16 protein-coding genes are annotated in these 24,734 nt (G+C 61.0%); 9 read left to right on the top strand and 7 right to left on the bottom strand.

Annotation, left to right across the window (positions count from 1 at the left end):
- Window positions 1-27 precede the first annotated feature (27 nt).
- The 4 genes from aceE to msrA all read left to right on the top strand — a co-directional run bounded on the left by aceE (window position 28) and on the right by msrA (window position 8,065).
- Complete coding sequence (aceE, locus tag C0058_RS02325; RefSeq protein WP_003209439.1) at window positions 28-2,673, top strand: pyruvate dehydrogenase (acetyl-transferring), homodimeric type; 2,646 nt, start codon at window positions 28-30, stop codon at window positions 2,671-2,673.
- An 11-nt stretch (window positions 2,674-2,684) separates the two neighbouring features.
- The gene (gene aceF / locus C0058_RS02320) at window positions 2,685-4,337 is read left to right on the top strand and encodes a dihydrolipoyllysine-residue acetyltransferase (RefSeq protein ID WP_003209438.1); all 1,653 of its coding nucleotides are present in this window, start codon (window positions 2,685-2,687) and stop codon (window positions 4,335-4,337) included.
- Between the two features lie 315 nt (window positions 4,338-4,652).
- Window positions 4,653-7,343 carry a bifunctional diguanylate cyclase/phosphodiesterase gene (locus C0058_RS02315; protein WP_102367963.1) on the top strand — a complete coding sequence of 897 codons (2,691 nt, stop codon included), beginning with the start codon at window positions 4,653-4,655 and terminating at the stop codon, window positions 7,341-7,343.
- 74 nt (window positions 7,344-7,417) lie between these two features.
- Window positions 7,418-8,065 (top strand): peptide-methionine (S)-S-oxide reductase MsrA, encoded by a 648-nt coding sequence (gene msrA, locus C0058_RS02310; RefSeq protein ID WP_102367962.1) that lies wholly within the window; start codon window positions 7,418-7,420, stop codon window positions 8,063-8,065.
- A 123-nt stretch (window positions 8,066-8,188) separates the two neighbouring features.
- Here msrA and C0058_RS02305 read toward each other — a convergent pair whose 3' ends face one another.
- A complete protein-coding gene (locus tag C0058_RS02305; protein WP_003209435.1) occupies window positions 8,189-9,025 on the bottom strand; it encodes a 23S rRNA (adenine(2030)-N(6))-methyltransferase RlmJ in 837 nt (278 codons plus the stop codon).
- A 174-nt stretch (window positions 9,026-9,199) separates the two neighbouring features.
- Here C0058_RS02305 and C0058_RS02300 point away from each other — a divergent pair, with 174 nt between their 5' ends.
- Window positions 9,200-10,477: an O-acetylhomoserine aminocarboxypropyltransferase/cysteine synthase family protein gene (locus tag C0058_RS02300; RefSeq protein WP_102367961.1), complete on the top strand. Its 1,278-nt coding sequence runs from the start codon at window positions 9,200-9,202 to the stop codon at window positions 10,475-10,477.
- Here the strand turns inward: C0058_RS02300 and C0058_RS02295 are convergent.
- The gene (locus C0058_RS02295) at window positions 10,463-11,176 is read right to left on the bottom strand and encodes a DUF4123 domain-containing protein (RefSeq protein WP_023659354.1); all 714 of its coding nucleotides are present in this window, start codon (window positions 11,174-11,176) and stop codon (window positions 10,463-10,465) included. The two genes, C0058_RS02300 and C0058_RS02295, sit on opposite strands and share 15 nt — an antisense overlap.
- On the bottom strand, window positions 11,173-13,206 hold the full coding sequence (locus C0058_RS02290; protein ID WP_102367960.1) for a type VI secretion system tip protein VgrG: 2,034 nt from the start codon (window positions 13,204-13,206) through the stop codon (window positions 11,173-11,175). Before C0058_RS02290 ends, C0058_RS02295 begins: the two co-directional genes overlap by 4 nt.
- A gap of 188 nt (window positions 13,207-13,394) precedes the next feature.
- Here C0058_RS02290 and C0058_RS02285 point away from each other — a divergent pair, with 188 nt between their 5' ends.
- Window positions 13,395-13,889, top strand: coding sequence for a DUF2165 family protein (locus C0058_RS02285; protein ID WP_008439179.1), 495 nt, complete (start codon window positions 13,395-13,397; stop codon window positions 13,887-13,889).
- 268 nt (window positions 13,890-14,157) lie between these two features.
- On the opposite strand, the gene putP is transcribed toward C0058_RS02285, so the two are convergent.
- Both putP and C0058_RS32525 read right to left on the bottom strand, forming a co-directional pair.
- Complete coding sequence (gene putP, locus C0058_RS02280) at window positions 14,158-15,642, bottom strand: sodium/proline symporter PutP (RefSeq protein WP_102367959.1); 1,485 nt, start codon at window positions 15,640-15,642, stop codon at window positions 14,158-14,160.
- A gap of 138 nt (window positions 15,643-15,780) precedes the next feature.
- A complete protein-coding gene (locus C0058_RS32525) occupies window positions 15,781-16,071 on the bottom strand; it encodes a hypothetical protein (protein WP_158213528.1) in 291 nt (96 codons plus the stop codon).
- Between the two features lie 29 nt (window positions 16,072-16,100).
- Between C0058_RS32525 and putA the strand changes: the two genes are divergently transcribed.
- Both putA and C0058_RS02270 read left to right on the top strand, forming a co-directional pair.
- Window positions 16,101-20,054, top strand: a complete 3,954-nt coding sequence (putA, locus tag C0058_RS02275; RefSeq protein ID WP_102367958.1) for a trifunctional transcriptional regulator/proline dehydrogenase/L-glutamate gamma-semialdehyde dehydrogenase — start codon at window positions 16,101-16,103, stop codon at window positions 20,052-20,054.
- 229 nt (window positions 20,055-20,283) lie between these two features.
- On the top strand, window positions 20,284-22,086 hold the full coding sequence (locus tag C0058_RS02270) for an acyl-CoA dehydrogenase (RefSeq protein WP_102367957.1): 1,803 nt from the start codon (window positions 20,284-20,286) through the stop codon (window positions 22,084-22,086).
- Here C0058_RS02270 and C0058_RS02265 read toward each other — a convergent pair.
- Together C0058_RS02265 and C0058_RS02260 are read right to left on the bottom strand one after the other, a co-directional pair.
- A complete protein-coding gene (locus C0058_RS02265; protein ID WP_003209415.1) occupies window positions 22,083-22,376 on the bottom strand; it encodes a cell division protein ZapA in 294 nt (97 codons plus the stop codon). The two genes, C0058_RS02270 and C0058_RS02265, sit on opposite strands and share 4 nt — an antisense overlap.
- On the bottom strand, window positions 22,373-22,603 hold the full coding sequence (locus C0058_RS02260) for a hypothetical protein (RefSeq protein WP_010169256.1): 231 nt from the start codon (window positions 22,601-22,603) through the stop codon (window positions 22,373-22,375). Before C0058_RS02260 ends, C0058_RS02265 begins: the two co-directional genes overlap by 4 nt.
- Window positions 22,604-22,880: 277 nt before the next feature.
- Between C0058_RS02260 and C0058_RS02255 the strand changes: the two genes are divergently transcribed.
- Window positions 22,881-24,506 (top strand): methyl-accepting chemotaxis protein, encoded by a 1,626-nt coding sequence (locus C0058_RS02255; protein ID WP_023659353.1) that lies wholly within the window; start codon window positions 22,881-22,883, stop codon window positions 24,504-24,506.
- Window positions 24,507-24,734 lie beyond the last annotated feature (228 nt).

Below are 24,734 nucleotides of genomic sequence, written 5' to 3'. Positions count from 1 at the left end.
GGTAGCCTTTCCGCCCTGGAGCAAGCCATGCAAGACCTCGATCCCGTCGAAACCCAGGAATGGCTGGACGCCCTGGAATCGGTTCTCGACAAAGAAGGCGAAGACCGTGCTCACTACCTGATGACCCGTATGGGCGAACTCGCGACCCGCAGCGGCTCGCAACTGCCCTACGCCATCACCACGCCGTATCGCAACACCATCCCGGTAACCCACGAAGCACGCATGCCTGGCGACCTGTTCATGGAACGCCGCATTCGCTCGCTGGTACGCTGGAACGCCATGGCGATGGTAATGCGCACGAACTTGAAAGATTCTGACCTGGGCGGTCACATCTCCAGCTTCGCTTCCAGCGCAACCCTGTATGACATCGGCTTCAACTACTTCTTCCAGGCCCCGACCGAAGAGCATGGCGGCGACCTGATCTACTTCCAGGGCCACACCTCGCCAGGCGTCTACGCCCGTGCGTTCATGGAAGGCCGCATCACCGAAGAACAAATGAACAACTTCCGCCAGGAAGTCGACGGCCAGGGCCTCTCGTCCTATCCGCACCCTTGGCTGATGCCTGATTTCTGGCAGTTCCCGACGGTATCCATGGGCTTGGGCCCAATCCAGGCGATCTACCAGGCACGCTTCATGAAGTACCTGGAAGCCCGTGGCTTCATCCCTGAAGGCAAGCAGAAAGTCTGGTGCTTCCTGGGCGACGGCGAGTGTGACGAGCCGGAATCCCTGGGCGCCATCTCCCTGGCCGGCCGCGAGAAGCTGGACAACCTGATCTTCGTCATCAACTGCAACCTGCAGCGCCTCGACGGCCCGGTTCGCGGCAACGGCAAGATCATCCAGGAACTCGAAGGCGTGTTCCGTGGTGCTCAGTGGAACGTGACCAAAGTCATCTGGGGCCGTTTCTGGGACCCACTGCTGGCCAAGGACGTCGACGGCATCCTGCAACGTCGCATGGACGAAGTCATCGACGGCGAGTACCAGAACTACAAAGCCAAAGACGGCGCGTTCGTACGTGAACACTTCTTCAACACGCCTGAACTCAAGGCAATGGTTGCAGACCTGTCCGACGACGAGATCTGGAAACTCAACCGTGGCGGCCACGACCCGTACAAGGTCTACGCGGCATACCACGAAGCGGTCAACCACAAAGAACAACCGACCGTCATCCTGGCCAAGACCATCAAGGGTTATGGCACCGGTGCCGGCGAAGCGAAGAACACTGCGCACAACACCAAGAAAGTCGATGTCGACAGCCTGAAGTTGTTCCGCGACCGCTTCGACATCCCGGTCAAGGACGAAGAGCTAGAGAACCTGCCGTTCTTCAAGCCGGAGCCAAACAGCGCCGAAGCCCGCTACCTCAGCGAGCGTCGCACTGCACTGGGCGGTTTCGTGCCTCAGCGCCGCGCCAAGAGCTTCAACATCCCGACTCCGCCACTGGATACCCTCAAGGCAATCCTGGACGGCTCGGGCGACCGTGAAATCTCCACCACCATGGCCTTCGTGCGGATCCTCGCGCAGCTGGTCAAGGACAAGGAAATCGGCTCGCGTATCGTGCCGATCATCCCGGACGAAGCCCGTACCTTCGGTATGGAAGGCATGTTCCGTCAGTTGGGCATCTACTCCTCCGTCGGCCAGCTCTACGAGCCAGTCGATAAAGACCAGGTGATGTTCTACAAGGAAGACAAGAAGGGCCAGATCCTCGAAGAAGGCATCAACGAAGCGGGCGCCATGAGCTCCTTCATCGCTGCCGGTACTTCGTACTCCAGCCACAACCAGCCGATGCTGCCGTTCTACATCTTCTACTCGATGTTCGGTTTCCAGCGTATTGGCGACCTGGCTTGGGCAGCAGGCGACAGCCGTACCCGTGGCTTCCTGATCGGCGGTACTGCCGGGCGGACCACGCTGAACGGCGAAGGCCTGCAACACGAAGACGGTCACAGCCACATCCTGGCGGGCACCATCCCGAACTGCCGCACCTTTGATCCAACCTACGGCTATGAGCTGGCGGTGATCATCCAGGACGGCATGAAGAAGATGACCGAAGAGCAGCAGGACGTTTTCTACTACATCACCGTGATGAACGAGTCCTACCAGCAGCCAGCCATGCCGGCCGGTGTCGAGGAAGGCATCATCAAGGGCATGTACCTGCTCGAAGAAGACACCAAGGAAGCCGCTCACCACGTGCAACTGATGGGCTCCGGCACCATCCTGCGCGAAGTGCGTGAAGCTGCAAAAATCCTGCGTGAAGAGTTCAACGTCGGTGCTGACGTATGGAGCGTTACCAGCTTCAACGAACTGCGTCGCGACGGCCTGGCCGTAGAGCGCAGCAACCGCCTGCACCCAGGCCAGAAGCCTGCGCGCACCTACGTCGAAGAGTGCCTGGCTGGCCGTAAGGGTCCGGTTATCGCCTCTACCGACTACATGAAGCTGTTTGCTGAACAAATTCGTCAGTGGGTACCGTCCAAGGAATTCAAAGTCCTGGGCACCGACGGTTTCGGCCGTAGTGACAGCCGCAAAAAGCTGCGTCACTTCTTCGAAGTCGACCGTCACTTCGTGGTGTTGGCAGCCCTGGAAGCCTTGGCTGACCGTGGTGAAATCGAACCCAAGGTGGTAGCAGACGCTATCGTCAAGTTCGGGATCAACCCGGAAAAACGCAACCCACTGGACTGCTGAGGAGACTTTCTGTGAGCGAACTCATTCGCGTACCTGACATCGGCAGCGGTGAAGGTGAAGTAATTGAACTGTTTGTGAAGGTCGGCGACACCGTCGAAGCCGACCAGAGCATCCTGACCCTGGAATCGGACAAGGCGAGCATGGAAATCCCTGCTCCCAAGGCCGGCGTGGTCAAAAGCCTGAAAGTGAAGCTGGGCGACCGCCTGAAAGAAGGCGACGAACTGCTTGAGCTGGAAATCGAAGGTGCCGCTGATGCGGCCCCTGCGGCGGCCGCTCCTGCTGCTGCCCCGGCTCCTGCCGCCGAGAAGCCTGCCGCTGCTGCCGAGGCCCCTGCGGCTCCGGCGGCTGCACCTGCCGCCGAAACAGTCCAGGACATTCATGTTCCGGACATCGGTTCGTCGGGCAAGGCCAAGATCATCGAACTGCTGGTTAAAGTCGGCGACACCGTCGAAGCTGATCAATCGCTGATCACCCTGGAGTCCGACAAGGCCTCCATGGAAATCCCTTCGCCGGCAGCCGGCGTGGTGGAAAGCATTGCCGTGAAGCTGGAAGACGAAGTCGGCACTGGTGACTTCATCCTCAAGCTGAAAGTAGCGGGCGCTTCGGCTCCTGCTGCTGCCGCTCCAGCCGCCGCTGCTCCGGCCGCCAAGGCTGAAGCCGCACCGGCTGCCGCCGCGCCTGCACCTGCGCCTGCTGCAAAAGCCGAGGCCGCACCGGCTCCGGCGGCTGCACCTGCGCCAAGCGGTGCCAAGGTTCATGCCGGCCCTGCCGTGCGCCAACTGGCCCGTGAATTCGGCGTCGAGTTGAGCGCGGTAACCGCCAGCGGTCCTCACGGTCGCGTGCTCAAGGAAGACGTGCAGGTTTACGTCAAATCCATGATGCAGAAGGCCAAGGAAGCTCCGGCTGCCGGCGCTGCTACCGGTGGCTCGGGCATTCCGCCGATCCGCACCGTCGACTTCAGCCGCTTCGGCGAAATCGAAGAAGTGCCGATGACCCGCCTGATGCAAATCGGCGCGGCCGGCCTGCACGCCAGCTGGCTGAACATCCCGCACGTGACCCAGTTCGACCAGGCCGACATCACCGACCTGGAAGCATTCCGCGTTGCGCAGAAAGCCGTGGCCGAGAAGGCCGGCGTGAAGCTGACCGTGCTGCCCCTGCTGCTCAAGGCTTGCGCACATTTGCTCAAGGAGCTGCCGGACTTCAACAGTTCGCTGGCGCCAAGCGGCAAGGCGATCATTCGCAAGAAGTACGTGCACATCGGCTTTGCCGTCGACACTCCGGATGGCCTGCTGGTACCGGTCATCAAGAACGTCGACCAGAAGAGCCTGCTGCAGCTTGCCGCTGAGGCTGCTGCACTGGCTGCCAAGGCCCGCGACAAGAAGCTCACCCCGGACGACATGCAGGGCGCGTGCTTCACCATCTCCAGCCTCGGGCACATTGGCGGCACTGGCTTCACGCCAATCGTCAACGCGCCGGAAGTGGCGATCCTGGGTGTTTCCAAGGCCACTATCCAGCCTGTGTGGGACGGTAAAGCGTTCCAGCCGAAGCTGATGCTGCCACTGTCGCTGTCCTACGATCACCGTGTGATCAACGGCGCGGCTGCCGCACGCTTCACCCAGCGCCTGAGCCAGTTGCTGAACGACATCCGCACCATCCTGCTTTAAGCCACAACAGGTCTTCTGCCCATGCAGAAGACCTGGCTTCAACGATTTCCGAGCGCCACGCTCGTACCTCAACCCCGCCAATTGGCGGGGCTTTTTTTGCCTGCTTTCCAGGGAAAACCTGGACACGGAAATCGAGGTTGTACACCGCCCATCACCCCGGTTGCAGAAAACCGCTCGCTGGCCGATAACCCACTTATAGCACTTAGCCTTCATCCTCTCTTGTCAGCCTGTGCTGCATGATGCAACCTTGCCGCAGGCAACAGTAAAGAGGGCGTGAGCCCGGCGCGATGCGCATTTTTCCAAGCGAGTTTCCCCATGAAAAGCCAACCCGATGTCGCCCGTACGGCGGCCGAGGTAGTGACGCAATTACCGGTGCCTTCGCGCCTCGGTATGCTGCGTTTCGAGCGGCTTAATGAGGCTAGCTGGGCCCTGCTGTACCTCGACCCCAATTGCGAACGCCAGTTCGGCCTGCCCGCGATGGAACTGTGCGCCCTGATCGGCTCGCCCTACGCCAGCCTGATGGAGCCCCAGGCGCGCTATCAGCTGCATGATGCGATCCAGGAACAGCTGACCATCAGCCCGCATTACCTGGTGCGCTACACCCTGCACACCAACGACGGCCCGTTGAGCCTGCTGGAACTGGGTGAAGCCTACAAACAACACAATCGTCACCTGCTGCGCGGCTACCTGATGGTGGTCGAAGGCCTGTTCAGTGATCTCCCACCGGCCCCTGCGGCAGACCTGGAGAGCCAGAACAGCCGCTTGCAGATTGCCCTGGAACTCAACCAGCGCGCCCAGCAGGAACAACTGCAACACCTTGAGCGGGTACGCGCCCAGCAGGAATTGATCCTGCTGCTGGCCCGCCAGCGCTACAGCACCAACAACTCGCTGCAGGAAGCCGCCGAGCTGATCACCCGCAGTGCCTGCGATATCTACCAGATCGACTGCGCGAGCATCTGGAACCTCGAAAACCAGCATCTGGTGCCGATTTCCGCTTATCACCGCGCCGATCAGCAGCACCACCTGCCAGAGTCTATCGATGCCAGTGGCTTCCCGGATTACCTGGAAGCCCTGCAAACCAGCCGTGCGATCGACGCCACCAACGCCATGCGCGACCCACGCACGCGTGAAATGGCCGAGAGCCTGCGCCCGCGGGACATCCACGCCATGCTCGACGCCAGCATCCGCGTCGATGGCAACGTGGTCGGCGTGTTGTGCCTGGAGCAAAGTGGCAGCACCCGCGTCTGGCAGTCCGACGAGATCGCCTTTGCCGGCGAGCTGGCCGACCAGTTCGCCCAGGTGATCAACAACCACAACCGCCGCACCGCCACCAGTGCCCTGCACTTGTTCCAGCGAGCCGTGGAGCAAAGCGCCAATGCGTTCCTGCTGGTCAATTGCGACGGCGTGGTGGAATACGTCAACCCCAGCTTTACCGCGATCACCCAGTACAGCACCGAAGAAGTCCACGGCCACCAGCTGTCGGAACTGCCGGCACTGGAGAACCTCAGCGAGCTGCTGTTCGACGCGCCTTCAAGCCTGGCCAAGAGCAACAGTTGGCAAGGCGAGTTCAAGAGCCGGCGCAAGAACCTCGAACCCTACTGGGGCCAGTTGTCGATCTCCAAGGTTTATGGCGACAACCGTGAGCTGACCCATTACATCGGCATCTACGAAGACATCACCCAGACCAAGCTGGCCCAGCAGCGCATCGAGCGGCTGGCCTACACCGACAACCTGACCAACCTGGGCAACCGCCCGGCGTTCATCCGCAACCTGGACGAACGCTTTGCCCGGGACAGCGACAGCCCCATCAGCCTGCTGCTGGTGGACATCGACAACTTCAAGCGGATCAACGACAGCCTCGGCCACCAGACCGGCGACAAGCTGCTGATCAGCCTGGCCCGGCGCCTGCGCAACAGCCTGACCGCCAGTGGCAGCCTGGCGCGGTTTGCCAGTAACGAATTTGCCGTGCTGCTGGACGATACCGACCTTGAAACCGGCCAGCAGGTCGCCAGCCAGTTGCTGGCGACCCTCGACAAGCCGATGTTCGTCGACAACCAGCTGATCAGCGTCACCGGCTCCGTGGGCCTCGCCTGCGCGCCGCTGCATGGCCGCGACCCGCAGACCCTGATGCGCAACGCCGGCCTGGCGCTGCACAAGGCCAAGGCCAACGGCAAACACCAGGTGCAGGTATTTACCGAAGCGCTGAATGCCGAAGCCAGCTACAAACTGTTCGTGGAAAACAATCTGCGCCGCGCCCTGACCCAGAACGAACTGGACGTGTTCTACCAGCCCAAGCTGTGCCTGCGCAGCGGTCGTCTGCTGGGGATGGAAGCGTTGTTACGCTGGAACCATCCGGAAAAGGGCATGATCCGCCCCGATCAATTCATCAGCGTGGCTGAAGAGACCGGGCTGATCATCCCCATCGGCAAATGGATCGCCCGCCAGGCCTGCCGCATGAGCCGACAGCTGACCGCCGCCGGCATGGGCAACCTGCAAGTGGCGATCAACCTGTCGCCCAAGCAGTTTTCCGACCCGGACCTGGTGGCCTCGATTGCCACGATCCTCAAGGAAGAACAGTTGCCGGCCAACCTGCTGGAACTGGAGTTGACCGAAGGCCTGCTGCTGGAAGCCACCGAAGACACGCGCCTGCAACTGGACCAACTGAAGAGTTTCGGCTTGACCCTGGCGATGGATGACTTCGGTACCGGTTACTCGTCGCTGAGCTACCTGAAAAAATTCCCGATCGACATCATCAAGATTGATCGCAGCTTCATCCATGAAATCCCGGACAACCAGGACGACATGGAAATCACCTCGGCGGTGATCGCCATGGCCCACAACCTCAAGCTCAAGGTGGTGGCCGAAGGCATCGAGACCGCCGAGCAGCTGGCGTTCCTGCGCCGCCACCGTTGCGACGTCGGCCAGGGCTACCTGTTCGACCGGCCAATCCCGGGGGCCGAGCTGCTGACGATGCTTAAACGCTATCCTCGCGGGCCAATCGCCTGACAGCGCGGTAACACTCGGGCACACTGGCAGTCTGAATTCTTACTTGTAACTCAATCTGACTGAGAGGACTGATCATGGTCTTGCGCTCGGAAATCCTGGTGAATAAAAACGTGCTTCCCACTCAAGAACAAGCTTTGCCTGGCCGTGAAACCCCGATGTCGCTGCCCGAGACGCACTTCGTCAACGGCAACCCGCTGCTGGGCCCGTTTGTCGATAACGTAGAGTTTGCGATCTTCGGCCTGGGTTGCTTCTGGGGTGCAGAGCGTCGTTTCTGGCAGCGCGACGGTGTGGTCAGCACGGTGGTGGGCTATGCCGGCGGCTACACGCCGAACCCGACGTATGAAGAAGTCTGCTCGGGCCTGACCGGCCACAGCGAAGTGGTGTTGGTGGTGTTTGACCAGGACAAGATCAGCTACGAAGAGCTGCTGAAAATGTTCTGGGAACTGCACAACCCGACCCAGGGCATGCGCCAGGGCAATGACATCGGCAGCCAGTACCGGTCGGTGATCTATGCGGTCAAACCGGAGCATCTGGAAGCGGCGAAGGCCAGTGCACAGGCTTATCAGACTGAACTGACCAAGGCCGGCCTGGGCACCATCACCACAGAAATCGAAGAAGCACCGACGGTGTACTTCGCCGAGGCGTATCACCAGCAGTACCTGGCGAAGAATCCGCAGGGTTACTGCGGAATCGGCGGCACCGGCGTGACCTGCCCGATCTGATTGCACCAGATCGTTCCCACGCTCTGCGTGGGAATGCCGCTCTGGGCGCTCCGCGTCCGCTCTGAAATTCGTGACGCAGAGCGTCACAGGATGCGTTCCCACGCAGAGCGTGGGAACGATCAGTTACTCGGCGATAAGCCAATCCATCTGCCAGCCACCCTGGGTTTGCCCAAGCTGCTTGGACAACCACGGCAGCAGCTCACGCAACTCCTCCTCCAGCCCCCACGGCGGATTGGCAATCGCCAGACCCGAACCGGTCAGGGTGTTGGGCGTGTCCAGCGGATGCACCAGCAATTCCACCCGCAGCAACTTCGGCGCACCGGTACCGGCCAGGTCCTGGTAGAAGCGGCGCAGCATGCGCTGGTCCTTCACCGGGTACCAGATCGCAGCCACTGTCTGGCGCATCCGGCTCACGGCTTCCTTGAGGGACGCGGCGCAGCGCTGCATCTCGTCGAGCTTCTCGAACGGCGGGTCTATCAACATCAACGCACGCTTTTCCGGCACCGGCAGCAATGCCCGTGGCACGTGCCAGCCTTCGCCAAGGTGGACTTTCACCCGACGATCACCCTTCATGTTGTCCTTGAGCAGTAGGCCGTCTTCCGGGTGCTTTTCGTTGAGCAGCACGCGGTCCTGAGGACGAGTCAGGCGTCGCGCCAGCTCCGGCGAACCCGGGTAGTAGCGCAATTCGCCATCCGGGTTCATCTCGTGCAGCACACGCATGTAATCGGCGGTCAGCGGCGGCAGGTCGGCCTGGCCCCACAGGCGGGCGATGCCTTCCAGGTATTCACCGGTACGGTTCGCCTGGTCGCCCTGCAGGTCGTACAGACCAATGCCGGCGTGGGTGTCGAGATAGGCAAACGGCTGCTCCTTGCGCGACATCAGGGCGATGAGGCGGGTTAAGGTCAGGTGTTTGAAGACATCGGCGTGGTTGCCGGCGTGATAGGCGTGACGATAATTCATGGTTGCTCCTGCGCAGGGGGCGAAGTTTACCTTTTACGCAGGCAAAGGTGCAGGGCTGCGCGTCAGGTGGCGCTTATGCCGCAAACACAGGGGCGCTGCCGAAAATAGTCTAATTGGCGGTGCGAAAGCGGATTTATTGTGGCGAGCAATTATCCATGGAGGTCATAACAACTCATGAAAGACGCCACCATCGCTTTGCACCATGGCTTCAAGTCGGACCCGACTACCAAGGCTGTCGCCGTGCCGATCTACCAGAACGTCGCTTTCGAATTCGATAACGCCCAGCACGGCGCCGACCTGTTCAACCTCGACGTGCCCGGCAATATCTACACGCGCATCATGAACCCCACCAACGACGTGCTGGAGCAACGCATCGCAGCACTCGAAGGCGGCATCGCGGCCCTGGCGGTGTCGGCCGGCAGCGCGGCGATCCACTACGCGATCCAGACCCTGACCCGTGCCGGTGACAACATCGTCACCACCCCGCAGCTGTACGGTGGCACCTACACCCTGTTCGCCCACTTGCTGCCGAGCTTCGGCGTTGACGTGCGCTTCGCCCGTGACGACTCCGCCGAAGCCATCGCCGAGCTGATCGATGACAACACCAAACTGGTGTACTGCGAGAGCATCGGCAACCCGGCAGGCAATATCATCGATATCGAAGCCCTGGCCAACGTCGCCCACGCCCGTAGCGTGCCGCTGATGGTGGACAACACCGTGGCCACGCCAATCCTGTGCAAGCCGATCCAGTTCGGCGCAGACATCGTCGTGCATTCGGTGACCAAATACGTGGGCGGCCACGGCAACTCGCTGGGTGGCGTGATCGTCGACAGCGGCACCTTTCCCTGGACCCAGTACCCGGAGAAATTCCCCGGACTCAACCAGCCGGAGCCGGCCTATCACGGTGTGGTCTACACCGAAAAATTCGGCCCGGCGGCGTTCATTGCCCGCGCCCGTACCGTGCCGCTGCGCAACACCGGCGCGGCCCTGGCGCCGATGAATGCATTCCTGCTGCTGCAAGGCCTGGAAACCCTGGCCCTGCGCATGGAGCGCCACACCGAAAACGCCTTGAAGATTGCCCACTTCCTGCAAGACCACGCACTGGTGGAGTGGGTCAGCTACGCCGGCCTGCCGGATCACCCCCACCATCACCTGGCGCAGAAATACATGCAGGGCAAACCGTCGGCGATTCTGTCCTTCGGCCTGAAGGGTGGTTATGAGGCAGGCGTGCGTTTCTACGATTCGCTGCAGATCTTCAAGCGCCTGGTGAACATTGGCGATGCCAAGTCCCTGGCCTGCCACCCGGCGTCCACCACCCATCGCCAGATGAATGAACAGGAGCAGGCGAAGGCCGGGGTGAAGCCGGAGATGATTCGCCTGTCGGTGGGCATCGAGGCCATTGAAGACCTGATCGAGGACCTGCAGCAGTCGCTGACCTCAACCCAGCTCTGAGGCCAGCCAGGCGGCCAGCGCCTGATGGCTGACATCCGGCCGGCGCACGAAGTAGGCGACCTTGTGCTTCAAGGTCGCTGGCACAAAGGCGCTGTATAGGTCCGGGCGCTGTTCTTCCAGCCATTGCAACAGGTTGTCCACCTGCGTAACGCTCGATTGCTCACCCAGGTGCTGGAGAACATGCGGCGGCACTTGCCACCATGGGCCGGGCTTTGCCGCTCCCGCTGCCGTAACCGCTACCTCATGCTGGCGACCATTGATCCAGTAGCGACTGAACACCGGGAGCAACTCCTTTGCCTGTGGCCCCAGCGCCTGCAACACAGGCAGGACATAAGCACCGTCCCAGAAGCGAAAGAACACCGCCGGCCCTTCCGGCAACAGTACCTTGGTCAGGCTGCGCAGATGCTCGACGACGGTGTGCAAGGAACAGGACGACACCGCCAGCCAACCCCAGTCGATACCTTCACATTCAGCGGCCCATTTCAAAAAAGCGCTGTCGACGGCGACCACCGCGACGTAGGGCATGACCTCCTCCCACGCTGCATACTCGCTGCCCGCCCAGATGGGGCTAAGTGCACGTCCGTCGGTACGCCGCCACGCATCGAGCGGCTTGCAGTCGCTGGCATTGCCCATCACCACAAACAACTGCTCGCCCGCCTGCAACGGCGCAGCCTCAAGCCACTGCCCGGGAGAAATCATGGCGCACCCGCGGGCAGTGATGTATTGCGATGCAGGGGCGTATTGCACACGCCATTCCTGCAGCGCTCGCACTCTTCGCAAAAGGGTGCGCTGCGCTTCAGGCTTAACACCTGGACGGCACTCAACGGTGCAGGTATTACCGCCAGCAACTTTTCCTGCAGCCCCGGCGTCAGCGGCGCTCCCGCCGGTGCCGGGGCGCCGCCAAGCTGGATTTGCGTGCTGCTGAAAATCCCGCCCGCCGAAACGTTGATCCACTGCCCACCGGCCTGGAGGGTCACGCTGGCACCCGCATCAATAACGACGTTTTTCCCGGCACCGATGTGAATGGTCAACCCGGCACGTACCTGCTGGGAGCCCGCGACCATCAGGTGATCGTCCTGCTTGAGTTCGGTCAGGCGGTTGCCGTGGGTGGTGCGCTGTTCTTCGCCCTGAAGCTCGTGACGATCAAGGCCTTTGACGATCACGTCGCGCTGGTTGTCGACCTGCACGTGCTGGTCGTGCAGTACATGCTGGGTCCAGTTGCGCTGGGCGCGCAGGTAGATTTCCTCGGCACCCTTGCGGTCCTCGATGCGCAGCTCGTTGTAGCCACCGCCGCCGGGGCTGGTCTGGCTACGGAAGATGCTGCGGGTCTTGTCGGCTGGCAGGTCCAGCGGCACCGGCGTGGCGGCATTGGCCAGGCAACCGACCACCAGCGGCGTGTCGGCGTCGCCGTCGACGAAACCCACCAGCACCTCCATGCCTACCCGCGGGATCAACACCGAGCCGTAGTGCTCATGGGCCCAGCCACTGGCCACCCGCAGCCAGCAACTGGAATGTTCGTCGTGCTCCCCGGCGCGATCCCAGGCCATCTGCACCTTGACCCGGCCATACTCGTCACAATGGATCTCGCTGCCTGCCGGCCCTGTAACCACGGCGTTTTGATAGCCAGACACCGGCGGTCGCGATACCAGCAGCGGTGTTCGAAACGGCACCTCCCATGGCGTTACGACAAAGTGATTGCTGTAGCCCTGAGCCGATTCATCACCTGAGGCGTCGATGGTCGACTCCTCCAGCACCTGAGGCTGGCGCCCTGCATGCGTCACCTGGGTGACCAGCCACAAATCATTCCATTCCTGGCGAGGATGCCCTCCCATCCTCAGGAACTGCCCGCTGACCAGGGACGGCTGGTCGCTATGGCCACTGGCCTGGCGAAAGTCACCGCGATGGCGCTCCAACCTACGTTGCGCCAGGTATTTACCATGAGCGCGATCCGTAAAATTCCCGGGATAACACTGTTCCTCCAGCATGGGACGCTGGCCGCCGGACGCCGTGCTTTCCAAGCTCAGGCGTGGCTTTCTGAAGTCGTAGTCCCGCAGATTCACATCGGTGGTACGGGTCTTCAACCCCAGGGTAAAACGCTTGATCACCGGCGTGTCGGCAACCATCCCTGAACCCGCCGCGTATTGAGTGGCTTGCTCAGGCTGGGCGAACACGCTCTGGTCATCGCCGAACACCAAAAGGTGGCGCTCGGGGTGATGCTGGAAGTGGTAGTGAATGCCCGACTCGGCGCACAAGCGCTGGATGAACGCCAGATCGGTTTCGCCAAACTGAACGCAGTACTCACGCTCGGGGTACACCCCGCTCAGTTGAAACGAGAAGGCATCCGCCTGGATACCCTGCCCTTCCAGCACCAGTGCAATGATCTGCGGCACCGTCCGGTTCTGGAAAATCCGCTGGTGAGCGCTGTGCTCAAGATAAGCCAACCGCGGAACCAGCGTGATCTGATAACGCGTCAGGCGCTTGCCCGAGTCGCCTTGTGCCACCCGATAAACTTGGCCATGAATACCATGGCCATGCGCATCAAACCCCAGGAACGCCTGGCGATGCATCAAGCTTTCCAGGTCAAGGTCGGGTTGCTCGCTGACCAGTTCAAGGTCAAAACGATAGGGCAGGCTGATGAATTCATCGCCAGTGAACTCACGCACCTTGAGAACACTTGGCACACCGTCGAGGGTCAGGCTAAAGGCACTTTGATTGGCAGGAGCGAACATCCGGTGTTTCTCTGCGAGTAGTGGGTGGCCGATTCTGCACCAGCTGTTTGCCGAGCTGAGTGCGCTGCAGGCAAATCAGTAAATCCCTACATCGCAGGCGCTTTAATCTTCATGTATCAGGCATCGAAGCCCTACCACCAGCGTGCTAGCGTATTCGTCCCCCGTCGCCCCATGACAATGGAAAAAACATGGCCACCCGCTACGCAAAAATCGTCCTGACCCTTGCCCTGGCAGCCTTCGCCACACTCGTGGCCTTCAGCAACATCACCGACTACGGCTCCAACTTTGCCTTCGTCAAACATGTGCTGAGCATGGACACCACCTTCCCCGGCAACGCCGCGATGTATCGCGCCATCACCACCCCATGGCTGTGGCACGGTGCATATTGGCTGATCATCGCCGGTGAAGCCCTGACGGCCGTGCTGCTGGCGCGTGGAGCACTGGCCTTGTGGCGGGCTCGTCGTGCCACAGGTATCGACTTCAATCGCGCCAAGAAAAGCGCAATCGTCGGGCTGACCCTGGGTTTCGTGGTGTGGTTCTTCGGCTTTATGGTGATCGGCGGCGAGTGGTTCCTGATGTGGCAATCCCATCAGTGGAACGGCCAGGAAGCGGCGTTCAAGTTCTATATGGCGATCCTGGGTGTGCTGATTTTTCTCAACCAGCCGGACACTGACCACGACTGAAAAACCACGAATTCAAAATCGGTGGATGCCCTTTCGCAAACTACTGTCAGATAGCTGACGGTAGTTTGTAGCCCTTTTCCCAAAGTATAAAAACCGCCTCACATTCAACGCTCACAGCCACCAGGCGAGCCCTTAAATTGGCCGTTTACTTCAGTGATCATCTGAATCTGTGAAAACAACACTGCGAGATCTGGAAGGCAAAAAAACGGCCCGTCATCCAAAAGATGCGGGCCGTTTTCACTTCAGCGGGCATTCAAGCCCCCGCCGATTACTTGTTGAGGTTGTAATCCGCCTCGGCTGCGTCAAACCGCTGAAGCATGCCAGCCGTCGGAGCGCCCAGCTTGCTCACTAAGTAGATCGCCAGGCTGGCGAAGATGAAGCCCGGGATGATTTCGTACAGGCCAAACAGGCTGAAGTGCTTCCACACGATCACGGTGATCGCACCCACCAGGATGCCGGCCAATGCGCCATTACGCGTCATGCCTTTCCACAGTACGGAGATCAGTACCACAGGACCGAACGCAGCACCGAAACCGGCCCAGGCGTAGCTCACCAGGCCCAGTACGCGGTTTTCCGGGTTGGCGGCCATGGCGATGGCAATCAGCGCCACCAACAGCACCATGGCGCGACCGACCCATACCAGCTCGACCTGGGAGGCGTTTTTACGCAGGAAGGTTTTGTAGAAGTCTTCGGTGAGGGCACTGGAGCACACCAGCAACTGGCAGCTCAGGGTGCTCATTACCGCCGCCAGGATGGCCGACAGCAGCACACCGGCAATCCATGGGTTGAAGAGCAGCTTGGCCAGCTCGATGAACACACGCTCGTGGTTCTCGGTCACGGGACCGGCGACTTCCGGGTGCGCCGAGAAGTAGGCGATACCGAAGAAGCCCACCGCCACGGTGCCGCCCAGGCACAGGATCATCCAGGTCATGGAGATGCGACGTGCGTTGGCAATAGATTTCACCGAATCCGCCGCCATGAAACGCGCGAGGATGTGCGGCTGGCCGAAGTAACCCAGGCCCCAGCCCATCAGCGAAATGATGCCGATGAAGGTGGTGTTTTTCAGCATGTTGAAGTTGTCAGGGTTCTGCGCTTCGATCGCCAGGAAGGTGGTGTCGACGCCACCGGTGGCCAGCAGCACGATGATCGGGGTCAACAACAAGGCGAAGATCATCAGCGTGGCTTGCACTGTGTCAGTCCAGCTCACCGCCAGGAAACCACCGACGAAGGTGTAGGCAATGGTTGCGGCAGCACCGGCCCACAGCGCGGTCTCGTAGGACATGCCGAAGGTGCTTTCAAACAGACGGGCGCCAGCCACGATGCCGGAAGCACAGTAGATGGTGAAGAACACCAGGATCACCACCGCAGAGATGATTCGCAGCAGGCCGCTTTTATCTTCGAAACGGCTGGAGAAGTAATCCGGCAGGGTCAGGGCGTCGCCGTTGTGCTCGGTCTGCACCCGCAGGCGGCCGGCTACAAACAGCCAGTTCAGGTAGGCACCGACGATCAGGCCGATGGCGATCCAGCTTTCCGACAGGCCAGACATGTAGATCGCGCCGGGCAAGCCCATCAGCAACCAGCCGCTCATGTCCGAGGCACCGGCCGAAAGCGCGGTAACCACGCTGCCGAGGCTGCGACCGCCGAGGATGTAGTCGGAAAGGTTGTTGGTGGAGCGATAGGCCATAAAGCCGATCAGCACCATGGCAGCGATATAGATCACAAATGTGATCAGGGTAGGATTACTTACGCTCATTGAGTTACGCCCTGGCTTTGTTTTTATGTAGCGGCGGTCTGTCCGGACGGCCATCCACTTTGCTAGTGGATAGACGAAGCCTGGCGCCGCGCATTTATGACTGACGTTTCCCCAGGAAAGCCATCAGCCGATGAACCGTCAGTAAGAGGTTGCACCTTGGGCGCGAATGCTATTCAACAAAGCAAATAAGGTGCAACCAGTTTCTTGAGAATAAGTTGCACCTTGATGTATTTTGCGAAAAACACCGTGTTTTTGCTCCTTTTCGGAGCAAGAGCAGCCAAAGTCAGAAGCAAATGCACCAAGGCGCAGCCGATTCGGCTGCGGCGATAATTTTTCCCGATCAGCATCAAAAATTTCATGGATAAAAAGGGTTGCACCCGGTTGCACCTCTCTCGGCGCAAAGCTAATCTTGCCGCCAGCTGATGCCACGCAGTAGTGGCACCCATGAGGATAAAAAGATGGCTACGACCACCCTTGGGGTCAAACTTGACGACCCGACCCGCGAGCGCCTGAAGGCGGCCGCGACCTCCATTGATCGCACGCCGCACTGGCTGATCAAGCAGGCGATTTTCAATTACCTGGAGAAACTCGAGGGTGGTGCAACCCTGGCCGAGCTCAACGGCCTGGGCAGCAAGGACGCGGAAGAAGCCGGCGAGGTCCAGACCGACCACGCCCACCAGTGCTTCCTGGAATTTGCCGAAAGCATCCTGCCGCAATCCGTACTGCGCGCCTCGATCACCGCCGCCTACCGTCGCCCGGAGCCGGAAGTGGTGCCGATGCTGATCGAGCAGGCTCGCTTGCCCGCGGCAATGGCCGAGGCCACCAACAAGCTCGCCTCTTCGATCGCCGAGAAACTGCGCAATCAGAAAAGCGCCGGCGGCCGTGCAGGCATCGTCCAGGGCCTGCTGCAAGAATTTTCCCTGTCGTCCCAGGAAGGCGTAGCGCTGATGTGCCTCGCCGAAGCGCTGCTGCGCATCCCCGACAAGGGCACCCGCGACGCACTGATCCGCGACAAGATCAGCACCGGCAACTGGCACCCGCACCTGGGCAACAGCCCGTCGCTGTTCGTCAACGCCGCCACCTGGGGCCTGTTGCTGACCGGCAAACTGGTCGCCACCCACAACGAAGCCGGCCTGACCTCATCCCTGAGCCGCATCATCGGCAAGAGCGGCGAGCCGATGATCCGCAAGGGCGTCGACATGGCCATGCGCCTGATGGGCGAGCAGTTCGTCACCGGCGAAACCATCGCCGAAGCCCTGGCCAATGCGAGCAAGTTCGAAGCCAAGGGCTTCCGCTATTCCTACGACATGCTCGGTGAAGCCGCACTCACCGAACACGACGCCCAGAAGTACCTGGCCTCGTACGAACAAGCCATCCACTCGATCGGCAAGGCGTCCCACGGTCGTGGGATTTATGAAGGCCCGGGCATTTCCATCAAGCTCTCGGCCCTGCACCCGCGTTACAGCCGTGCGCAGTACGAGCGCGTGATGGACGAGTTGTACCCGCGCCTGCTGTCGCTGACCCTGCTGGCCAAGCAGTACGACATCGGCCTGAACATCGACGCCGAAGAAGCCGATCGCCTGGAGCTGTCCCTCGACCTGCTGGAACGCCTGTGCTTCGAGCCGCAACTGACCGGCTGGAACGGCATCGGTTTCGTGATCCAGGCTTACCAGAAGCGGTGCCCGTATGTGATCGACTACGTGATCGACCTGGCACGCCGCAGCCGCCACCGCCTGATGATCCGCCTGGTAAAAGGCGCGTACTGGGACAGCGAAATCAAGCGCGCCCAGGTCGAAGGCCTGGAAGGCTATCCGGTGTACACCCGCAAGGTGTACACCGACGTTTCCTACATTGCCTGTGCACGCAAACTGCTTTCGGTACCGGAAGTTATCTACCCGCAGTTCGCTACCCATAACGCCCACACCCTGTCGGCGATCTACCACATCGCCGGCCAGAACTATTACCCCGGCCAGTACGAGTTCCAATGCCTGCACGGCATGGGCGAACCGCTGTACGAGCAGGTTGTAGGCAAGGTCTCCGAAGGCAAGCTGAACCGTCCGTGCCGCGTGTACGCACCCGTCGGCACCCACGAAACACTGCTGGCTTACCTGGTGCGTCGCCTGCTGGAAAACGGCGCCAACACCTCATTCGTCAACCGTATTGCCGACCAATCCATCTCGATCCAGGAGCTGGTGGCCGATCCAGTGGCCAGCATCGAGCAGATGGCGACGCTGGAAGGCGGCTTCGGCCTGCCGCACCCGCGTATCCCGCTGCCGCGTGACCTGTATGGTGCCGAGCGCGCCAACTCCGCCGGTATCGACCTGGCCAACGAACACCGCCTGGCGTCGCTGTCCTGCGCCTTGCTGGCTACCGCGCATAACAACTGGAAAGCCGCGCCGATGCTCGGTTGCGCTTCCAGCAATGAAGCGGCTGCACCGGTGTTGAACCCGTCGGATCTGCGTGACGTCGTCGGCCACGTACAGGAAGCAACTGTCGAAGACGTCGACAACGCCATCCAGTGCGCCCTGAACGCTGCGCCAATCTGGCAGGCCACCCCGCCCGCCGAACGCGCCGCGATCCTGGAACGTGCCGCCGACCTGATGGAAGGCGAGATCCAGCCGCTGATGGGCCTGCTGGCCCGCGAAGCCGGCAAGACCTTCGCCAACGCCATCGCCGAAGTGCGTGAAGCCGTGGACTTCCTGCGTTACTACGCGGTGCAGGCTCGCAACGATTTCACCAACGACGCTCACCGCCCGCTGGGCCCGGTGGTGTGCATCAGCCCGTGGAACTTCCCGCTGGCGATCTTCAGTGGCCAGGTCGCCGCTGCACTGGCCGCCGGCAACCCGGTACTGGCCAAGCCTGCCGAGCAAACACCGCTGGTGGCCGCACAAGCCGTGCGCCTGCTGCTGGAAGCCGGGATTCCGGAAGGCGTGCTGCAACTGCTGCCGGGCCAGGGCGAAACCGTCGGTGCGCGCCTGGTGGGTGATGATCGCGTCAAGGGCGTGATGTTCACCGGTTCCACCGAGGTTGCGCGCTTGCTGCAACGCAGTGTCGCCGGCCGTCTGGATGCACAGGGTCGTCCGATTCCGCTGATCGCCGAAACCGGTGGCCAGAACGCAATGATCGTCGACTCCTCGGCACTCACCGAACAAGTGGTGATCGACGTAGTGTCGTCGGCCTTCGACAGTGCCGGTCAACGTTGCTCGGCCCTGCGCGTACTGTGCTTGCAGGAAGATTCCGCTGACCGCGTCATCGAAATGCTTAAAGGTGCCATGGCTGAATGCCGCCTCGGCAACCCGGAGCGCCTGTCGGTGGATATCGGCCCGGTGATCGACGCCGAAGCCAAGGCTGGCATCGAGAAACATATCCAGGCCATGCGCGACAAAGGCCGCAACGTTTACCAGGTCGCGATTGCCGATAGCGAAGAGATCAAGCGCGGCACCTTCGTGATGCCAACCCTGATCGAACTGGAAAGCTTCGACGAACTGCAACGGGAGATCTTCGGCCCGGTGCTGCACGTGGTGCGCTACAAGCGCAAAGAGATCGACCAGCTTATCGGCCAGATCAATGCCTCCGGCTATGGCCTGACCCTGGGCGTGCACACCCGCATCGACGAGACCATCGCCAAGGTGATCGACAACGTCCATGCCGGTAACGTCTACGTTAACCGCAACATCGTGGGCGCCGTGGTCGGTGTGCAGCCGTTCGGTGGCGAAGGCTTGTCGGGCACTGGCCCGAAAGCTGGCGGCCCGCTGTATCTGTACCGTTTGCTGTCGACCCGTCCTACGGACGCCATCGAGCAATCCTTCGTCCGTGGTGATGCACTGGCCGCACCGGATGTTCGCCTGCGGGATGCCATGAGCAAGCCGCTGACCGCCCTGAAAGCCTGGGCCGACAGCAGCAAGCTCAGCGACTTGAGCGCCCTGTGCGTGCAGTTCGCCGCGCAATCCCAAAGCGGTATCACCCGCCAACTGGCCGGCCCGACCGGCGAGCGCAACAGCTATGCCATCCTGCCCCGCGAGCACGTGTTGTGCCTGGCGGAAGTGGAAGGCGACCTGCTGACGCAACTGGCGGCCGTGCTGGCAGTCGGCGGCTCGGCGGTATGGCCGGAAACTGAATTGACCAAGGCCGTGTTCGCACGCTTGCCGAAGGATATTCAGGCGAAGATCACGCGGGTGGCTGACTGGACCAAGGATGAAACCGTGTTTGATGCCGTGCTGCATCACGGCGATTCCGACCAACTGCGCGGGGTTTGCCAGCAAGTGGCCAAGCGTGGCAGGGCGATTGTCGGGGTTCACGGTTTGTCTTCGGGCGAAACCGGGATTGCCCTGGAGCGCCTGGTGATCGAGCGGGCGCTGAGCGTCAACACTGCTGCTGCGGGTGGTAACGCCAGCCTGATGACCATCGGCTAACTGACGGAACGCGGTCAAAATGTGGGAGCGGGCTTGCTCGCGAATGCGCAGTGTCAGTCGCCAGATGTACTGACTGATCCACCGCATTCGCGAGCAAGCCCGCTCCCACACTGACCGTGTTTGCAACTCACCGCTGTTGTTTTGCCCCTCCATCACCCAGATCAATCTTGCTATCCAGCCTCTATTTGCGCACTTAGACTCAGGCCCATTCCCACACAGGTAAGCCGCCATGTCCGAGACGCTGCTCAGTTCCCGCAATCTGGCTTTCGAGCTGTACGAAGTCCTCGATGCCGAGGGCCTGACCCAGCGCGAGCGGTTTGCCGAACACAACCGTGAAACCTTCGACGCCGCCATCGGCACCGCCCGCAGCATTGCCGAGAAGTTCTTCGCCCCGCATAACCGCAAGGGCGACGAGAACGAGCCCCGCTACGAAAACGGTCAGGCGATTCTGATTCCCGAGGTGAAACCGGCGGTAGAGGCCTTCCTCGAAGCCGGTTTTCTCAACGCCGCCCGCAGCTTCGAAGCCGGTGGCATGCAACTGCCCACCCTGCTCTCCCAGGCGTGTTTCGCCCACTTCCAGTCGGCCAACGCCGCATCCACGTCCTACCCGTTCCTGACCATGGGCGCCGCCAACCTGATCGAGAGCTTCGGCACCGAGGAGCAGAAACAACGCTTCCTGCAACCGATGATCGAAGGCCGCTTCTTTGGCACCATGGCGCTGACCGAGCCCCATGCGGGCTCATCGCTGTCGGATATTCGTACCCGCGCAGAGCCGGCGGCTGACGGCAGCTATCGCCTCAAGGGCAACAAGATCTTCATCTCCGGCGGCGATCACCCGCTGTCGGAGAACATCGTGCACATGGTGCTGGCCAAGCTGCCGGACGCACCTGCCGGGGTGAAGGGCATTTCGCTGTTTATCGTGCCCAAGTTCCTGGTCAACGACGACGGCAGCCTGGGCAAGCGCAACGATGTGCTGCTGGCCGGGCTGTTTCACAAGATGGGCTGGCGTGGCACCACCTCAACCGCGTTGAATTTCGGCGATAACGGCGAGTGCGTCGGCTACCTGGTGGGCCAGCCGCATCAGGGCCTGAGTTGCATGTTCCAGATGATGAACGAAGCGCGGATCGGCGTGGGCATGGGCGCGGTGATGCTGGGTTACGCCGGCTACCTGTATTCCCTGGAATATGCCCGTGAACGTCCCCAAGGCCGCTTGCCCGACAGCAAGGATCCCAACACCGCGCCGGTGTCGATCATCCAGCACGCCGATATCAAACGCATGCTGTTGACCCAAAAAGCCTACGTGGAAGGCGCCTTCGACCTTGGCTTGTACGCCGCGCGCCTGTTCGACGACACCACCACCCTGGAAACCGAAGCTGCGCGCAAACAGGCCCACGAACTGCTGGACCTGCTGACGCCGATCGTCAAATCCTGGCCATCGGAGTTTTGCCTGAAGGCCAACGAACTGGCGATCCAGATACTCGGCGGCCACGGCTATACCCGCGAATACCCAGTGGAGCAGTACTACCGCGACAACCGTCTGAACCCGATCCATGAAGGCACCCACGGCATTCAGTCGCTGGACTTGCTCGGGCGCAAGCTGGCGCAGAACGGCGGTGCGGGCTTGAAGCAACTGATCCGCCTGATCGCCGAGACCGGCGCACGGGCACAGGAGTATCCGTCGCTGAATGCCTTGCGGGAACCGCTGGAACAACTGGTGGCGCGCCTGCAAGAGGTCACCCTCGGCCTGTTGACGGATCTCGCCCAGGGCAAGGTCAACAGCAGCCTGGCGAATTCGGCGCTGTACCTGAAGGTGTTCGGGCATACGGTGATTGGCTGGCGCTGGCTGGAACAGGCAATTCGCGCCGAGGAAGGGCTGGCCAGGGGCAATGCTGCCGATGTCGCCTTCTATAAGGGCAAGCTCCAGGCCGCTCGGTACTTCCTGACGTGGGAAATACCGGGCTGCCATCATGAACTGGCGATTCTCGAGGCACGCGATGACACGTGCCTGGGGATGCAGGATGAGTGGTTCTAAGGCGTTCCGATTGCCTTGGAAATCACCTCGACCGTGGCGCTGACTTGCTCTTGGTAACGGTCGAGTTCCTGCTGATGGTGCTTTTGCATTTCGATCTGCTCGGCGCACAGGTTCAGCGCCGCCAGCACCAATAGCTTGTCACCGATCAGCGTCGGGTACTTTTTCTTGGTGGTGGCCAGGGATGCCTTGAGCATCGTCACGGCGCTCATCAGGGTGTTGTCTTCCCCCTCCGGTGCCTTGATCGAGTAATCCTCACCGAGAATCGAAACGACCTTTATCCCTTCATTCATGCGCCGACAGGACCTGCGCTCACACGCTCAACCAACGCCTGGATACGGGCAGCGGTGGCGCCCTGCTTTTCTTCCTGTTCCATCAGGTTCAGCTGCAAGCTGTCGTTTTCATCCTTGGCGCGAGCCAGTTCGGCCTTGAGGGATTCGTTGGTGCCCAGTAGATCCTGGTTCTGCTGTACCAGGTCGCTGACCAGTTGTTCCAATTGGCTGAGGGATGCTTCTAACATTTTGATTTCTCGGGCTTTTTCAAAGGGCGGTGACGATAAAGAAAATTCACCTCGGATGCCAGGGTTATCCCTGGCGCGGGGCCTTGATTTTACAGGGCAGGCCACGCTTTCGAGCCTTAGTGACTGCATTTATGGCATCTGGTTCCTGAATCCCGTCGGCCCGCCCCGATCTGCGACAAAAGCGCGCACCCCCTCAAGACTTTAGTCGTATGACCGATAGGTCATGGACACCCCGCTCAAACCCCGCATGGATCGCGCTTCTCCCCAGGATCACAACATGTCTCTTCGTAATATGAATATCGCGCCGCGGGCCTTTCTCGGCTTCGCGTTGATTGGCGCGCTGATGTTGTTTCTCGGTGTGTTCGCCCTGAACCAGATGAGCAAGATCCGTGCGGCGACGGAAGACATCACCCTTAGCAGCGTGCCGAGCATTCGCGCCCTGGACGAGTTCACTCAACTGACCCTGCGCCTGCGGGTGCTGTCGTATCGCCTGCTGACCAACCGCGAGCCTGACGTCCAGCAAAAGACCCTTGAGTCTTTTGACGTGCGCAATCAGCAGATTCGTACGGCCCAGGCGGTCTACGAGAAGTTGATCGACAGCAGCGAAGAACGTGCTGCCTACGATGAATACGTGCGTCTGCTGGCCCAGTACCATCAGATTGAAGAGCGCATGAAGAGCCTGTCACGGGCCAATCAGGTGGAAGAGCTGCGCACGCTGCTGAATACCGAGCTGCTGAACAACTCGGATCAGGTCAACGCCGTACTGAACCGCCTGCTGGACATCAACAACAAGATGGCGCTGGCCACCAACCAGCAAGCTGCCGACCAGTACGACATGGCGTTTGAGCTGGTGGTGATCCTGCTGATCCTCGCCACGGCGCTGACCATGCTGTTCGCCTGGTTGCTGACCCGCAGCATCACCCTGCCGATCGCCCAGGCCCTGGATGCCGCCGAGGAAATCGCCGAAGGCAACCTGACGCGCCCGATCAAGGTGGAAGGCAACGACGAAGCCGGCCGACTACTGTTGGCAATGGCCAAGATGCAGGACAAATTGAAGGACACCTTGCAGCGCATTTCCGGCTCGGCCACCCAATTGGCCTCCGCCGCGGAAGAGCTGAATGCCGTGACCGACGAAAGCGCCCGTGGCCTGACCCAGCAAAACAACGAAATCGAACAGGCCGCCACGGCGGTGAACGAGATGACCAGCGCGGTTGAAGAAGTGGCCCGCAACGCGGTCAGCACTTCCGAAGCCTCGAAGAACGCCACGTCGTCTGCGGGCGATGGACGTGATTTGGTGCAGGAAACCGTCAGCGCCATTGAACGCATGAGCAGCGACGTGCAAGCCACTGCCACCTTGATCGGCAACCTGGCGGAAGAGTCCCGGGACATCGGCAAGGTGCTGGACGTGATTCGTGGTTTGGCTGACCAGACCAACCTGCTGGCCCTGAACGCCGCGATTGAAGCGGCGCGTGCCGGTGAAGCCGGGCGTGGTTTTGCGGTGGTGGCGGATGAGGTGCGGGCCCTGGCCCATCGCACCCAGCAGTCCACCAGCGAAATCGAGCGGATGATCGGCAGCATTCAGGCCGGTACCGAGCATGCAGTGGATTCGATGCGCAACAGCACCGAGCGGGCGGAATCGACGTTGAACATCGCCAAGGGTGCGGGGATGTCGCTGGACACCATCAACACTGCCATCGTTGAAATCAACGAGCGCAACCTGGTGATCGCCAGTGCCGCTGAAGAGCAGGCGCAGGTGGCGCGGGAAGTGGATCGTAACCTGGTGAATATTCGTGACTTGTCGGTGCAGTCGGCAACCGGCGCCAGCCAGACTAGTGCGGCGAGCAGTGAGCTGTCGCGGTTGGCGGTGGATTTGAACGGGATGGTGGGGCGGTTCAGGCTTTAACGGATACCGCAGGGCTAAAAATGTGGGAGCGGGCTTGCTCGCGAATGCGGTGGATCAGCTACGCATAACGCGACTGACACACCGCTTTCGCGAGCAAGCCCGCTCCCACATTGAATATGCGCCAGCCATTCAAAACCTTTTTGACAGCACAGCAATTCAACAGGTTAGAATCGCTGGCACGCAGACTGCATGGTCAGTTTGCGCCTCGTCTTTCCTGCTCATGGAGTA

The organism is Pseudomonas sp. NC02, from assembly GCF_002874965.1.
Classification (GTDB): domain Bacteria; phylum Pseudomonadota; class Gammaproteobacteria; order Pseudomonadales; family Pseudomonadaceae; genus Aquipseudomonas.
This window is presented reverse-complemented; position numbering and strand designations above follow the sequence as displayed.

Bases quoted from the DNA above. Each gene is read 5' to 3' on its own strand.
- C0058_RS02295 (WP_023659354.1), bottom strand. From the start codon at position 11,176: ATGATTTCTCCCGGGCAGTGGCTTGAGGCTGCGCCGTTGCAGGCGGGC.
- C0058_RS02260 (WP_010169256.1), bottom strand. From the start codon at position 22,603: ATGTTAGAAGCATCCCTCAGCCAATTGGAACAACTGGTCAGCGACCTG.
- C0058_RS02315 (WP_102367963.1), top strand. From the start codon at position 4,653: ATGAAAAGCCAACCCGATGTCGCCCGTACGGCGGCCGAGGTAGTGACG.
- msrA (WP_102367962.1), top strand. From the start codon at position 7,418: ATGGTCTTGCGCTCGGAAATCCTGGTGAATAAAAACGTGCTTCCCACT.
- putP (WP_102367959.1), bottom strand. From the start codon at position 15,642: ATGAGCGTAAGTAATCCTACCCTGATCACATTTGTGATCTATATCGCT.
- aceE (WP_003209439.1), top strand. From the start codon at position 28: ATGCAAGACCTCGATCCCGTCGAAACCCAGGAATGGCTGGACGCCCTG.
- C0058_RS02290 (WP_102367960.1), bottom strand. From the start codon at position 13,206: ATGTTCGCTCCTGCCAATCAAAGTGCCTTTAGCCTGACCCTCGACGGT.
- C0058_RS02285 (WP_008439179.1), top strand. From the start codon at position 13,395: ATGGCCACCCGCTACGCAAAAATCGTCCTGACCCTTGCCCTGGCAGCC.
- C0058_RS02270 (WP_102367957.1), top strand. From the start codon at position 20,284: ATGTCCGAGACGCTGCTCAGTTCCCGCAATCTGGCTTTCGAGCTGTAC.
- C0058_RS02265 (WP_003209415.1), bottom strand. From the start codon at position 22,376: ATGAATGAAGGGATAAAGGTCGTTTCGATTCTCGGTGAGGATTACTCG.
- C0058_RS02255 (WP_023659353.1), top strand. From the start codon at position 22,881: ATGTCTCTTCGTAATATGAATATCGCGCCGCGGGCCTTTCTCGGCTTC.
- putA (WP_102367958.1), top strand. From the start codon at position 16,101: ATGGCTACGACCACCCTTGGGGTCAAACTTGACGACCCGACCCGCGAG.
- C0058_RS02305 (WP_003209435.1), bottom strand. From the start codon at position 9,025: ATGAATTATCGTCACGCCTATCACGCCGGCAACCACGCCGATGTCTTC.
- C0058_RS02300 (WP_102367961.1), top strand. From the start codon at position 9,200: ATGAAAGACGCCACCATCGCTTTGCACCATGGCTTCAAGTCGGACCCG.